Source organism: Nocardia sp. NPDC051030 (assembly GCF_040683015.1).
Lineage (GTDB): Bacteria > Actinomycetota > Actinomycetes > Mycobacteriales > Mycobacteriaceae > Nocardia.
Window position 1 is genome coordinate 535,805 of sequence record NZ_JBFBCD010000004.1, and the last position, 13,105, is coordinate 548,909.

The 13,105-nt window shown below is 66.1% G+C and carries 13 protein-coding genes and 1 tRNA gene; 5 read left to right on the plus strand and 9 right to left on the minus strand.

The genetic code is table 11. The features are described 5' to 3' along the window. Positions 1-44 precede the first annotated feature (44 nt). A complete protein-coding gene (locus tag AB0N05_RS16100) occupies positions 45-974 on the minus strand; it encodes an alpha/beta fold hydrolase (protein WP_364693676.1) in 930 nt (309 codons plus the stop codon). A gap of 129 nt (positions 975-1,103) precedes the next feature. On the opposite strand from AB0N05_RS16100, the gene AB0N05_RS16105 reads away from it, so the two are divergent. After that, positions 1,104-1,718, plus strand: a complete 615-nt coding sequence (locus tag AB0N05_RS16105) for a TetR/AcrR family transcriptional regulator (protein ID WP_364693679.1) — start codon at positions 1,104-1,106, stop codon at positions 1,716-1,718. Between the two features lie 86 nt (positions 1,719-1,804). Then, on the plus strand, positions 1,805-2,146 hold the full coding sequence (locus tag AB0N05_RS16110) for an SDR family NAD(P)-dependent oxidoreductase (RefSeq protein ID WP_364694619.1): 342 nt from the start codon (positions 1,805-1,807) through the stop codon (positions 2,144-2,146). 1 nt (position 2,147) lies between these two features. On the opposite strand, the gene AB0N05_RS16115 is transcribed toward AB0N05_RS16110, so the two are convergent. Next, a tRNA-Ala gene (locus AB0N05_RS16115) sits at positions 2,148-2,220 on the minus strand. A 126-nt stretch (positions 2,221-2,346) separates the two neighbouring features. Between AB0N05_RS16115 and AB0N05_RS16120 the strand changes: the two genes are divergently transcribed. Further along, complete coding sequence (locus AB0N05_RS16120; protein ID WP_364693682.1) at positions 2,347-4,026, plus strand: DUF222 domain-containing protein; 1,680 nt, start codon at positions 2,347-2,349, stop codon at positions 4,024-4,026. 1,670 nt (positions 4,027-5,696) lie between these two features. Beyond that, a complete protein-coding gene (locus AB0N05_RS16125) occupies positions 5,697-5,987 on the plus strand; it encodes a hypothetical protein (RefSeq protein WP_364693685.1) in 291 nt (96 codons plus the stop codon). Positions 5,988-5,995: 8 nt separating this feature from the next. Here AB0N05_RS16125 and AB0N05_RS16130 read toward each other — a convergent pair whose 3' ends face one another. Then, the gene (locus tag AB0N05_RS16130) at positions 5,996-6,727 is read right to left on the minus strand and encodes a thioredoxin domain-containing protein (protein ID WP_364693688.1); all 732 of its coding nucleotides are present in this window, start codon (positions 6,725-6,727) and stop codon (positions 5,996-5,998) included. An 81-nt stretch (positions 6,728-6,808) separates the two neighbouring features. Then, positions 6,809-7,441: a TetR family transcriptional regulator gene (locus tag AB0N05_RS16135; RefSeq protein WP_364693691.1), complete on the minus strand. Its 633-nt coding sequence runs from the start codon at positions 7,439-7,441 to the stop codon at positions 6,809-6,811. 89 nt (positions 7,442-7,530) lie between these two features. On the opposite strand from AB0N05_RS16135, the gene AB0N05_RS16140 reads away from it, so the two are divergent. Further along, the gene (locus AB0N05_RS16140; protein ID WP_364693694.1) at positions 7,531-8,964 is read left to right on the plus strand and encodes a carotenoid oxygenase family protein; all 1,434 of its coding nucleotides are present in this window, start codon (positions 7,531-7,533) and stop codon (positions 8,962-8,964) included. 9 nt (positions 8,965-8,973) lie between these two features. On the opposite strand, the gene AB0N05_RS16145 is transcribed toward AB0N05_RS16140, so the two are convergent. The 5 genes from AB0N05_RS16145 to crcB are packed head-to-tail and all read right to left on the minus strand — an operon-like array spanning position 8,974 to position 12,993. After that, entirely contained in the window at positions 8,974-10,182 is a 1,209-nt protein-coding gene (locus AB0N05_RS16145) for an MFS transporter (protein ID WP_364693697.1), read from the minus strand. Beyond that, the gene (pgm, locus tag AB0N05_RS16150; protein ID WP_364693700.1) at positions 10,175-11,815 is read right to left on the minus strand and encodes a phosphoglucomutase (alpha-D-glucose-1,6-bisphosphate-dependent); all 1,641 of its coding nucleotides are present in this window, start codon (positions 11,813-11,815) and stop codon (positions 10,175-10,177) included. The genes AB0N05_RS16145 and pgm overlap by 8 nt, the downstream gene beginning before the upstream one ends. 47 nt (positions 11,816-11,862) lie before the next feature. After that, positions 11,863-12,225, minus strand: a complete 363-nt coding sequence (locus AB0N05_RS16155; RefSeq protein ID WP_364693703.1) for a CrcB family protein — start codon at positions 12,223-12,225, stop codon at positions 11,863-11,865. Further along, a complete protein-coding gene (locus tag AB0N05_RS16160) occupies positions 12,222-12,566 on the minus strand; it encodes a DUF190 domain-containing protein (RefSeq protein ID WP_364693706.1) in 345 nt (114 codons plus the stop codon). The genes AB0N05_RS16155 and AB0N05_RS16160 overlap by 4 nt, the downstream gene beginning before the upstream one ends. Next, the gene (gene crcB, locus AB0N05_RS16165) at positions 12,559-12,993 is read right to left on the minus strand and encodes a fluoride efflux transporter CrcB (protein ID WP_364693709.1); all 435 of its coding nucleotides are present in this window, start codon (positions 12,991-12,993) and stop codon (positions 12,559-12,561) included. Before crcB ends, AB0N05_RS16160 begins: the two co-directional genes overlap by 8 nt. Between the last annotated feature and the right edge of the window lie 112 nt (positions 12,994-13,105).

Sequence of the window (13,105 nt, forward strand, 5' to 3'; positions counted from 1 at the left end):
GTGCTCCCCTCCGATGGGCACCGGCCGGACGCCCGCGATCGCCCCTAACCGAACGAGTACAGCGGGACGACGGTGCAGGGCAGTGCGACCGGATGCGTCGGATCCAGCACATTGCCGATCATGGCGACGGCGGTCGGCGAATAGGGCTGCGCGAAGTGCTGCGAGAAGTCGGTGGGGCACACCGCGTCGATGTACTCGGTAGTGGCATTGGTCGCGCCGGCGGGCGGTCGCATGCCGCCGAGAAGGCCCATTTCGTCTGCGCTATCGGTGATCTGGGAGTAGCGGATGCCGGGTTGCAGGGGCATTGCCGCACCCACCGACCACGGATCGAGGAGGTTGAAGCCCAGGGGAACGACGCGGCCGTTGTAGAGGATGGCGTCGTAGAGATCCTTCGGAATCGCCTTGCGTGCCAGCTCCGCGACATCGACGGGCAACCCGGTCAGCGCATACGGCGAGGACAGCAGGACCATCTGATCCACCTTGTCGCGGCCGCCGAGCTCATTGAGGTAGTAGCGCCCGACCAGACCGCCTTGCGAGTGACCGACCAGGTCCACCTTGGCCGCCCCGGTGGCCGCGAGCACCTTGTCCACAACGGCCGAAACCTCTTGTGCGGACATCGGAACCGGATCCATACCGTCCAGTCCCGGACCCACGTTGTAGAGCCTGCGGCCATAGTCGAAGGTGAATACGCAGTAGCCCCGATTGTGCAGATACGGCGCGAGCGCGGTCCAATTCACGGCGGCGGACAGGAAAGTCGAGGCGATCAGCACGACCGGTTCCGGATGCTCGGTACTCGGCTTGCAAGAGTAGTCGTCCGCGCCCGCGACCGGTCCATCCCAATCGCTGAGCGCGACCCGGATCATCTCGCCATTGCCATAGGGCACCGGCAGTTCCGTGGCCGCGGCCGTCGCACTCGGGAACATCAGCCAGGCCAGCGCCAGCGTGAGCCAGGCCGGGCAGCGAGCCCTTTTCATCTTCTTCGCTTCACCGATCCTCGACGATCAAGAACGCGCCGCCCGTCGCCATTGACGGGCGGTGCTGTTACGGAACGTAACATGAACATGATTCATGTTCAATGATTCGGCATGGCAGGATGAGCCCCGATGCCGACACCGCAACCCCACCGACGACGTGAGCCGACCCAGGCTCGCAGCCGCGAACGCGTCGAGCGAATCCTGAGCGCCGCAATGAAACTCGTGACCGAGGGCGGTATTGCGGCCGCCACCACCCGGGCCATCGCGGCCGAGGCCGATGTCCCCGTCGCGACGCTCTACCAGTTCTTCCCCAATCGGGAAGCGGTCCTGCACGAGTTGATCGTCCGCATCATGGATCAACTCGACAGCGAACTCCCCCGCATGTTCGAGGACGTCCACGCCGACACCATCGAATCCGCCGTCGACCAAATCCTGGTCCGCCACCGCGGCTTCTACCATGCCCACCCCGACCTGGTCGTCCTCTACTACGCGCACGCCAAAGAACTGGGTGTGGATATCCCCGGCCATCGCGGCCTCATGGTGCCGCCGATCCACGCCGTGCTCATCCGCAATAACCTCATCCGCCCCGACACCGCGCCGCTCGTCACGGAAATCGCCATTGAAATCGCGGACCGCGTCTTCGAAATCGCCTATCGGCGTGCGCCGGAAGGTGATCCGGCCATCGTCGCCGAGGGCCGCCTCGCCCTGATCCGGTACTTGGAGGCGTACGCGCCGCAACGGTGAGAGTTCACCCGTGCAATCCCACCCACAGCCCGCTCACTGTCTGAGGCAATTAGCGGGCTGCTGAGGAGTGTGCACTGAAGACAGCCATAGTCACCGGAGCCGCATCCGGAATCGGCATGGGATACGCGGTCGCATTGGTGGAGAAGGGATATTTCGTCCTCATCACCGACATCGACGAAGCGGGAGCCCAGCGGGTCGCGACGGAATTGAATGCCACCGGGCCGGGGAAAGCCGACGCACTGGGGCTCGACGTGGGTGACGGGGCCGCCGCGCACGGCGTCAATGTCACCGTTGTCCTCCCGATCGCGGTGAACACCAACATCGTTCGGCATATCACTGCGGACATGGGCGGATCCGGGAACTGCCCGCCATCGGCATCGGGTAAAACGAATCGAAGCCGCAGGTCAATGACCTGCGGCTTCGATTAAGTGGAGCTAAGGGGATTCGAACCCCTGACCCCCTCACTGCCAGTGAGGTGCGCTACCAGCTGCGCCATAGCCCCGTGTTCAGTTTTGCTCCCGGGGCGTGCCCCGCTTGCCTGAACGAAGTTACACGACACGCCTCTTACAAACCAAATCGCCTGGACAGAAGGTAGCGAAGGCGATCTTCAAGGCGTACGCTCGAACATATGTTCGACAGCCGAGAGGTGGAGGCGATGGGCGACGAGGAGCTGATCGACGCGCTGCGACGGGCACACGGGGCGGCGGCGTTCGCACAAGCGGCGGAAGTCACAGCCATTCGGGAGGTGTATCGAAGGCATCGGGCGAGCAATGCCGCGCCCGGCCCGGGCGGCGTGCGGGCCGGCGAGTTCGCGGCGGCGGAGATCGCGGTCGCGGTGCACGTCTCCGAGGCGGTGGCGGCGGCCCTTATAGATATAGGACTAGCGCTCGACTCACTACCGCAAACCCGCCTGGCCTTCGCCGCCGGACGCATCGACCTGTCCCGCGTCCAGATCATCGCGGACAGCATGCGCGGTCTGACTCGCGAACTACGAGAAACGCTGGAGCCCAAGCTCATTGACGCGGCCCAGCGCTCCGATCCGGCCCGGCTCCGCCAAACCGCCCAGCGCTGGGTGACCCGCCTGGACCCGAATGGCGAACAGCGCCGCCGCGAGGAACGCGAGAACGACCGCGACGTCCGCATCCGCGCGGTCCAAGACGGCATGGCGGTCTTCGACGGCCTCCTCCCCGCGGCAGGCGCTCAAACCCTGGCCATGCGCCTACGCGAAATGAGCCTCCAGGTCTGCGACGACGACCCGCGCACCATGCCCCAACGCCGAGCCGACGCCCTGATCGCCCTGGCCGACGGCTCCGCCCGCCTCCACTGCACCTGCACCCACGGCACCAACTGCCCCAAGGCCGCCGTCCCCGCAAACCCCCGCCGCCCCCTCATCCAGGTAGGCATCTCCGCCGAAACCCTCCTCGGCCTCCGAGACGACCCAGCCTTCCTCTCCGGCTACGGCCCGATAGACCCGGCCTTGGCCCGCACCATCGCCGAACACGCCCGCTTCCAGGTGATCCCGGAATACTTCACAACTCCCGAGCCCGCCCGATCCGAGGAGACCGCGGCCCCGAACGCCGCACATCCCGCACCTCCGGATTCGACGGATTCCGAACCCGCCCAACCGGACACCACAGCCGGAGGCGCCAAACGGGATCGCGAGCCCGGAGGCATCGAACGGGATCGACGGGTGCGCGAGCCCGGAGCCACTGATGCGCCGAGTCCTGGATCCGCGGCCGCGGCAACTCCCATCGGGGGCGCGGCGCACTCGAAAGTCACCAGGGTCCGGCCGTTTTCAGCCGCGCCACCCCGAGAGGTACGCGCCGTCGACGGCCTATGCAGGTTTCCCGGCTGCACCATGCCCGCAGCCGAAACCGTTGTCACCCAATTCAATCCCCCCGACGCCGGATACTCGGCCCCACAGATGATGCCGTCCCGAGCAGTCCTGTGCAGCCACCACCACCGCCTGAAAGTCCTGGCCGACAGCGGAAAACACCCTTGGCGCGTCTACCTGGCCGACACCGACCGCCTCCGCTGGATAGATCTCACCGGCGAACCCCACGAAACCATCCGCGAAGGCGCCCGATACCTCTTCCCCCACACAGACATCGATGCCCCGACCCGCCCCCGCCCCCATCAGCCCCACACTCTCCGCCCGGCCTCACCCCAAGATGAACTCCCCCTCCTAGGCCACCCCCACCCAGCCGACCTCGCCTACCCCCTGGACAACCACATCCTGATCCACCCCCAGCTGTCCCGCGCCACCCCAGAAAACGACATCCCAGACCCCCGCCCCGCAACCCGCTGAGCCGCACCCCAATCCACGGAGCCGCACCCCCAGTGCGGCTCCTTGCCCGGGGTGCGGCTCACCCCGGCACCCCCGACGGGCCGCACCCCACCCCAGCCGCCGAATCCACCCGCGAGCATGCACTGATGGAGGGGCTTCCTGGGGATTTACCTCAGCCATTGCATGCTCGACCAACGAGTGTTCACTGGTGCAGGGAAATGTCCGAATTCCCCTGCACCAGTGAACACTCGGCCATTTGTGCCCCCACTCTGACGGCTCGGCCTTCGGCCATCGCTTTCATTAACCGCACCGGTCAGAAACACGACTCGGATAGCTCGTGCCCAAAGCGCACGGCAGTACGGATATAGCGTGGTCGCCTCGCCTGCCGTACCCGACTTTGGCTCCCCAGCCCGGAGCCGTCCCCTCTCGTCCCAGCCTGGCTGAAAGGCTGTGGTCCCGTTCCGGGACCAACCCCAAAGAACAAGACCTGAAAGACCAAAAGACAAAGACGCCCGGACAAGAAGAGACAAAACTCAAAGAACTCGAGACGCCCCGGACCGTGGAGGTCTCTCCCTGGCTCGCTGCGCTGCGCGTCCCGGACCTCCCTGCGCTTCGCATCCCGAACCTCGCTGCGCTTCGCATCCCTGAGTCGCGCTTCGCATCCCTGAGTGGCTCGGCTTCGCATCCCGGGCCCGCTGCGCTTGGACTCCACCGGCTCATTCTCGAAGGGGCCCGGCGGGTGCGTCGCGTTGCGGATGGCGGTCGTCAAGCTGCGACTGGCGGGCGTCGAGCTGCGGCTAGCGGGCGTCGAGCTGCGGGTGGCGGGCGTCGAGCTGCGGCTAGCGGGTGGTGAGGGAGCTCTGGTGGCGGGAATTCCGGCGTGTCCCCACCACCACAGCTCCCTCACCCCACTGCCCGGCGTGTCGAGCCGCGCCACACGCGTGTCGGGGCCGCTGGTTCGCCGAGTGGGACATGAGCCGGGGTTTTGTCCGGATCGACCAGCCTCATGTCCCACTGAACGTGTTCCACCCCCGGGGATGCGCGATCGGAGGTGCCTCCCCGGTGGCGACACGCTGGGAAGGTCGGCGGGGAGCCCCTCGAGGGCTTGCCCGGCAAGGGAATCCGGCAAACCGGGCATGCACCCGCACGGGCCGGGGCGGGCCGGGGCGGGTGTCGGTGTGTTGCGGCGTGGCGGGGTGGCCTGTTCATCGAGAGGGGACATGAGCCGGGGTTTTGTCCGGTTACCCCAGCCTCATGTCCCTCCTGAACGTGTTCTACCCCTAAGACGCGCAGCGGCGGGGCCATCGGAGGCTTCACGGCTGCTCGTTGGGGTTTGTTCTTGTCTTGTGTCTCTTGTTTTGTCCCTTCTTGTCCAGGCGTCCTTGTCTTTTGTCTTGAATCTCTTGTCTTTTCGTGTTTTGTCTTTGGTGGTTGGTCCCGGAACGGGACCACAGCCATCCAGCCAGGCTGGAACGAGAGAGGACGGCTCCGGGCTGGGGAGCCAACGTCGGGTACGGCAGGCGAAGCAACCACGCTATATCCGTACTGCCGTGCGCTTCGGGCACGAGCGGCCGAGACGCTGGTTTTGACCGGTGCGGTTAGTGATTGCGATGGCCGAAGGCCGAGCCGTGCAGGGTTTGGTGCCGGATGCTTGGGGGATGGCAGATAGGAATTCAGGTTCGGAAGCGGCGATGACCAGCGATCCCGCGCTGCTCGAGGAGCGGAGGCGGATGCTTCGGGAACGGGTGCAAGGGCTTCGGGATGAGCTGGGGGAGCTGGCTGCGGCTTATCGGGGGCTGCCCGAGTCTGGGCTGCTGTTGGATACCGAGGGGGTGGGGGCGCTGTTGACGCCGGGGTATTGCATTGCCGGAGCTGTAGAGGTTTTCGATGAAGCGCTTATCGAGATCGATGCGGCGGATGATGCTTTGGGGCGGGCAGGCGACTACACGGGTCGCCTGCGCCGGGCTGCTTTCGAGTCCTGAGGGCGGGACTATTTGGATGCGTTGAGGACCCAGTCGGTGTCTTTGAAGACGTCGACCTTTTTGCCGTCGATCAAGACGGTGGGGGTGGCTGCGCGGTCGCCGAGTGATTTCAGGGCTGCTTCGGCGTGGTTGCGGGCCGGGTCGAGGCGGTCGGCCTTGGTGATGCAGGTGACTGCGTCGTCGGAGGCGCCGGACTCCTTGGCGATGGCTGCCAGTTCCTTGTTGTCGTGGTCGGAGCCGCCCTCGCTGGGCTGTTTTGTGGTGAACAGCAGGGCGTGGAACTTCGAGTAGGCCGGGCCGTCGCCTGCTTGGGCTACGCATTCATTGGCGGCGATGGCGCGGGTGGAGTAGTCCTTGCTGCCGGAGCTGCGGTCCAGGAAATTGACCATGCGGTAGCGCACGGTGAGCTTGCCCTGGTCGACCTGTTGGGCGATTTCCTGGCCGTAGGTCTTCTCCATCAGGCCGCAGGCCGGGCACAGCGGGTCCTCGTACACGTCAATGGTTTTGGCGACGTTCGGCTTGCCGATCACGATGGCGCCGTCGGAGTCGAGTGCCACGCTCACGGCGGGGTCGTGCGACGAACCGTAGCCGTCATTGCGGACCTCGTCGCTGCCACCTCGATTCCACTGGTAGACGGCGAACACGATCAGCAACAACACCGCGACAGCCACCGCGCCGAGCGCATAGGTGGTTTTGCTCGAGACCGGCTGCGGTGTGTGCTTCGAAGTCGGTTTGCTCACGCGCACCACTCTGCCCGAACCCCGGACTCAGCGCCCGTTCGGGTCCGGGATGCCGGAGGAATGGTTGTCGCGCCGCGTATTTCAGGCCTGCGGTGCGGGTGCGAGCGCCTGCCGCATGGTGGCGACGGACAGGTCGATGAACTGTTCGAAGACTCGCTCGAGCGGGAGCGGTAATGCGCCGTCAACCCAGGCCAGGGTGGTTTCGAGCAGGCCTCCCATAATGGCGAAGGCGGCGATTTCGACCACGCCGTCGGCGGGGGCGGGGTCGGCGTCCTGCCGGACGACGGCGGCCAGGGCGGCCGCACCGGCGTGCAGGGTTTCCACGCGCCGCCGTTGCAGGGCTTCGCTTCCCCAGGCTTCGACGAGAAGTATCCGGATGGCCCGGGGGTCTTGGAGGGTCTCGCCGAAGGCGGAACAGACCGCGGCGATGATCGCGCGGAGGTCGCCGTCGAGGTTCGGAATCTGTTCCAGGGCGCGGACGAAGCCGCCCTCCATGACGTCGTCGAACACCGCGACGAGCAATTCGTCCAGATCGGTGAAGCTTTCGTAGAAGTATCGCGACGACAGCCCGGATTGGCGGCACACCGCGCGCACCGAGGTGGCCTGGACGCCCTCGGTGCCGAGCAGCTCCAGCCCCGCCGCCAGTAGCGCCGCGCGCCGGGTCTGCTTGCGCTCGTCCGCCAGCTTGCCCGCGTACGGGCGTTCGATCGTCACGGGAACCATCTTGACAAACACCTCCTGCGGCAACATTCTGAACACGCGCGTATCTAGAAGATACGTTCGTTTCCAGATGGGAGAGGCCCATGTCCCCAACAACGTCGTTGGACCTGTCGACCGGCACACATCCGGTCCTTCGCCCGGCCCTCGAGGCCGGCGCGGAAGTACTCGCCGATATCACCGGAACCATCCCCGCAGAGCTGCGCGGCACCCTCTACCGAAATGGTCCGGGCCGATGGGAAGCGGGCGGATTCATCGCCCAGCACGCCTTCGACGGTGACGGACTGGTCTCGAAATTCGTCATCGACGGTGGCACCGTGCGTTTCCGCAGCCAGTACGTGCGAACCCCAAAATTCGCCGCAGAGGAGGCAGGTAAGGGCGCGGGCGTCCGCGGCATCGGCAACCAGCGCAGTGGCGGCCTGCTCGGCAATCTCGGCCGCTTCCCCGCCGACAGCGCCAACACCCATGCCGTCGTGCACGCCGAACGCCTGCTCGCCCTCTCCGATGCGGGCCGTCCGTGGGAGCTCGATCTGGACGACCTCAGCACCCGGGGCGTGTGCACCTTCGACGGCAAACTGTCACCCGTCTCGCGCTTCTCCCCGCACCCGCATCTGGATCCGATCAGTGGCGAGATGTTCAACTTCGGTCTCGACTTCGCGCCCCGGATCGCCGCGAAGCTCCCGATCGGCCTCAAGTGCTATCGCGTGGACCCCTCGGGCCGCATGCACGTGGATGCCACGGTGCCCCTGGACCACGCTTACATCCAGCACGATTTCGCGCTCACCGAGCACTACTACGTCTTCGTCCTCGCCCCGATCATCGCCGACCCCATCCAGGCCATGCTGGGCCACCGCACCGCCGAGCTCGCCACCTCCTACCGCGCCGACGTCGGCACCAAGATTGTGATCGTGCCCCGCGGGGGCGGCAAGCATCGCGAAATCGACTGCCCGCCACTGGTCTACGTGCACATCAACAATGCCTTCGAGGATCGCGGCGATATCGTCGTCGACCTGACCCGCTATGACGACTACCGCGAATTCTTCGACCCGGTACGGGATTTCCGCAATCCGAACTTCGCCATCGGCGGGTTCGCGTCCCGCCTGCGGGTCACCACCGGCGATCGAGTGACCGTCGAGGACTTCACTGAGATGCGCACCGAACTGCCGCAACACGATTGGCGGCGCACGTCGCGGCCGTACCGGTACGGCTACCACGCCACCGTCTCCGCCGATCGATCGATGACCCCCCGCATCGTGAAGATCGATATCGAAACCGGCGCACACCACGAACACGCCTTCGACGTCGGCGACGTGGTCGGCGAACCCATGTTCGTGCCGCGCTCCGCCACCGCCGCCGAAGACGATGGCTGGCTGCTCACCGTCGCCTACTTGGCCGCCGAAGACCGCAGCGCCCTGGTGATTCTCGATGCCGCCAACCCGGAGAAGCCGCCGATCGCCGTCGCCCGCGTCGACCGCCATTTCTTCCCCGGATTCCACGGCAGCTTCACCTCGCGGGTGTGACGACCGCCGCTAGGAGCTGGTCACGACGGCTGGTTCCTTGCGGCGCAGGGTTTCGGGAACCACCATCCAAGCCGCCGAGGCGGAGGCCAGGAGGACACCGGTGACACCCAGGGCGACGCCGTAGGAGACCTGGTCGGCGAGCGTGCCGATCAGGTACGGGCCGAGGAATGTTCCGAGGTCCGCGGACATCTGGTAACCCGCGAGCACCGGGCCGCCGCGAGTGCGGGGTCCGACGATATCGGCTACCGAGGCTTGCAGGGCGGGTGAGAACATGCCGGAGCCGATGCCCGCGATGCAGGAGGCCACGAGCAGCCAGGGAAGGTTGGAGGCCAAACCCAGACCGGCGGTTCCGAAGGCGCAGATCAGTGTGCCCGCGATGAGGAAGGGCTTGCGGCCCAGCGTGTCCGACCAACGGCCGGACAGGAACAGGACCGAGGCATTACCGGCGGCGAATACGGTCAGAGCGACACCCGCGAGGGCCGCGTCCTTATGCAGCACCTCGACCACGATCAGCGGAACCAGCGCCATCCGCACGCCGAATACGGCTGCGCCGTTACCGAAGTTGGACCATAGCGCCGCCCGGTATTCGGGACGGGCCAGGCCCTGCCGGAAGGTCATGACCGGCAGTCCATTGGCTGATTCGGGGACCGCCAGCGGTGAATCCTTCAGTGCCACATAGACGATCAGGCTGGCGATCAGCAGGGCGATGCAATAGATGATGAACGGCGCACGCAGGCCCAGAAACGACAGCGCACCGCCGACCAGCGGCCCCATGATGGAGCCGATCAGGAAGCTGGTCGAGTAGACGCCGGAGACCCGGCCGCGTTCGGTAGGCGGCGACATGCGAATCACCAGTGCCAGCGAGGACACCGTGAACATGGTCGACCCGATACCACCGAGCGAGCGCAATATCAGCAGCTGCCAGTAGGTCTGGGCGAACGCGCACGCGCCGGTGGAAACCGCGACGATGATCAGTCCGGTCAGATAGACCGGCCGCTCCCCCAGCTTCTGCATGAGCCGCCCGCTCATGGGCGCGAACACCAGGCGCATCAAGGCGAACGCACTGATCAAGAAAGAGGCTGCGGCAACGCCCACTCCGAAGCTGCGGGCGAATTGGGGAAGTGCGGGGGCGACGAGCCCGAATCCGATGGCAATGGTGAAAGCGGACCCCACCAGGACCCAGATCTCGACCGGCAGGGCTTTCGATCTGTCACTCACCGGATAGGGCCCGTCCCACCATTTCCTCCGCGGCCGCCTGCACCTGGGCGAGGTGCTCGGGGCCTTCGAACGATTCCGCGTAGATCTTGTACTTGTCCTCGGTCCCGGACGGCCGTGCGGCGAACCAGGCGTTCTCGGTGGTCACCTTCACGCCGCCGAGCGCCGCGCCATTGCCGCGTGCGCGGGTCTGGATGCCGGTGATCGCCTCACCGGCGATCTCTTTCGCGGTAATCATGTCCGGCGTCAACGCCGCCAGCCGCGCTTTCTGTTCCGGGGTGGCATTGGCGTCGACCCGGTTGTAGGCGGGGCTGCCGTAGCGCTTTTCCAGTTCGGTGTAGCGGGTGGACGGGCTCTGCCCGGTGACGGCGGTGATCTCCGCGGCCAGCAGGGCGAGCACAATGCCGTCCTTGTCGGTGGTCCAGACGGTTCCGTCCATGCGCAGGAAGGAGGCTCCGGCGGATTCCTCGCCGCCGAATGCCAGGCTGCCGCTGAACAATCCGGGCACGAACCATTTGAACCCGACCGGCACCTCGTACACGTCGCGCCCGAGCACGCCCACGACGCGATCGATCATGGAGGACGTGACCACCGTCTTCCCGATCTTGGTGAGCGCGTCCCACCCCATCCGATTGGCGATCAGATGCTCGATCGCCACGGCCAGGAAGTGGTTCGGATTCATCAGTCCCGCATCGGGAGTGACGATGCCGTGCCGGTCCGCGTCCGCGTCATTGCCGGTGGAGATGTCGTAGTCGTCGCGAATGGCGACCAGCGAAGCCATGGCATACCGCGAGGACGGATCCATCCGGATCTTGCCGTCGCTGTCCAGCGTCATGAACCGCCAAGTGGGATCGACGAACGGATTGACCACCTCGAGTTCGAGGTCGTACCGCTGCCCGATCTCCTCCCAGTAGTCCACGCTGGCCCCGCCCATGGGGTCCGCGCCCAGCCGAATCCCGGCGCCGCGAATGGCATCCAGGTTCAGCACGTTGGGTAGGTCCGAGATGTAGCGATCCAGATAGTCGTAGCGTTCGACCTTGGTGGCCAGGGCATGCGAGAGGCTGGTGCGCTTCACCTCCGAGAGGCCATTGCGCAGCAGCTCATTGGCGCGCGCGGCGATCGCGTCGGTGGCGATGGTGTCGGCGGGCCCGCCGTGCGGCGGGTTGTATTTGAAGCCGCCGTCGCGCGGCGGATTGTGCGAGGGTGTGACCACGATGCCGTCGGCCTGATGCCGGGTGCCGCCGCGATTGTGGCGCAGCACGGCATGACTCAAAGCCGGTGTGGGCGTGTACCTGTCGCGCGAGTCGATGATCGCGGTGACGTCATTGGCGGCCAGCACCTCGAGCGCGGTCGTCCAGGCGGGCTCGGACAGCGCGTGCGTATCGCGCGCCAAGTACACCGGCCCGGTAATGCCGCGGGTCGCACGGTATTCCACGATCGCCTGGGTGATCGCGAGGATATGGGATTCATTGAAGGCATTGTCGAGGCTGGACCCGCGATGCCCGGAGGTCCCGAATGTCACCAGCTGCGCGGGATCCGAGGGATCCGGGATCTGGCTGTAGTAGGCCGTCACCAGGTGCGCGATGTCCTCGAGGTCCGTGGCCCGTGCCGGTCGCCCGGCACGATCGTGCGCCATGCTCGTGCCTCCCTTCCGTATCGCCTGGGCCCGGCTGGTCATCAGGATCATGGCCACACCCACTGCCCGAGGCCGGCGCCGGCATAGGCCGCGGCCAGGCTCGCCGCAACGCCGATCACGACGTTCGCCACCGCATAGCTGTAAGCGCCCTCCTCGGCCAATCGAACCGTTTCGTATCCAAACGTACTGAACGTGGTCAGCGCACCGCAGAACCCGGTTCCCACGGTGGCGAGCAGCCAATGGTTTGCTCCCGCACCGATCAAAGCGCCCAGTAGCGCCGAACCGGTCACGTTCACCATCAGTGTGCCCAGTGGGAACACCGTATCGAATCGACGGCCCACCGCGCGATCCACCAGATAGCGGGTCGGTGCGCCGACGACCGCGCCGAGCATCACCAGGGCCGCCGTCACCGCCGCACCCCATCCCACACTTCTACGGGTGAGAGCGCCACCGTGACCGAATCGAAAAGATCCGCATTGGATTCCACGAATTCCCGCAGTCGCGCGGTGTCATCGATGATCATGACCAGCACCGGCAGCCGCTCGGCCAGGTCGAGCAGCCGGGTGGTGTGGATCTGCGAGGACACTCCATAGCCCTCGACGCCGCGCCACACGCTCGCGCCCGCCAGTCCGGTGTCGCGGGCGCGGCGCACGATCTCGTGGTAGCGGGGCTTGTGCCGCCACAGGTCGTTCTCGCCGAGCAGTACCGTCAGCCGCGACGCCGGTGCCCAGTGCCGATTCGTTTCACTCATCGTCTGCCCCCATTCCTCGTGCCGCTCCCGATACCCACCGCGTCACGCCTACCCCCAGCACGACCGCGACCAGCGACGCCACCACAGACCCCCCGAGATAGCCGAACCCAACTGAAATGTTTTGGCCCGATTCGAGCAGTGTACGAACTTCTACGGCGTAGGTGGAGAAGGTGGTGAAGCCGCCGAGTACGCCGACTCCGACGAAGGGCCGCAGCAGTCGATGTGGCGACCGGATCTCGGTGATGCCGACCATCAGCACGCCGATGGCGAAGCAGCCGATCACATTGACGGTCAAGGTCTGCCACGGGATCGAGCCATTGTGCGGCACCCAAAGTGAAATGCCGTAGCGCGCGACCGCGCCGATCGCGCCGCCCAGGGCGATGACGGCGAGAACAGGCGCATCGGAGCTTCGATCGATACGACTCACGACACGCCTCCTCTCTAGTTTGCTCAATCGTTGCCGTTCGGCGTGTTGCTGAGCCTGAACTACACCCGGGAACTGCGAGGATAGTGCGGCTTGCCCGGTGTTGTCCCATCGG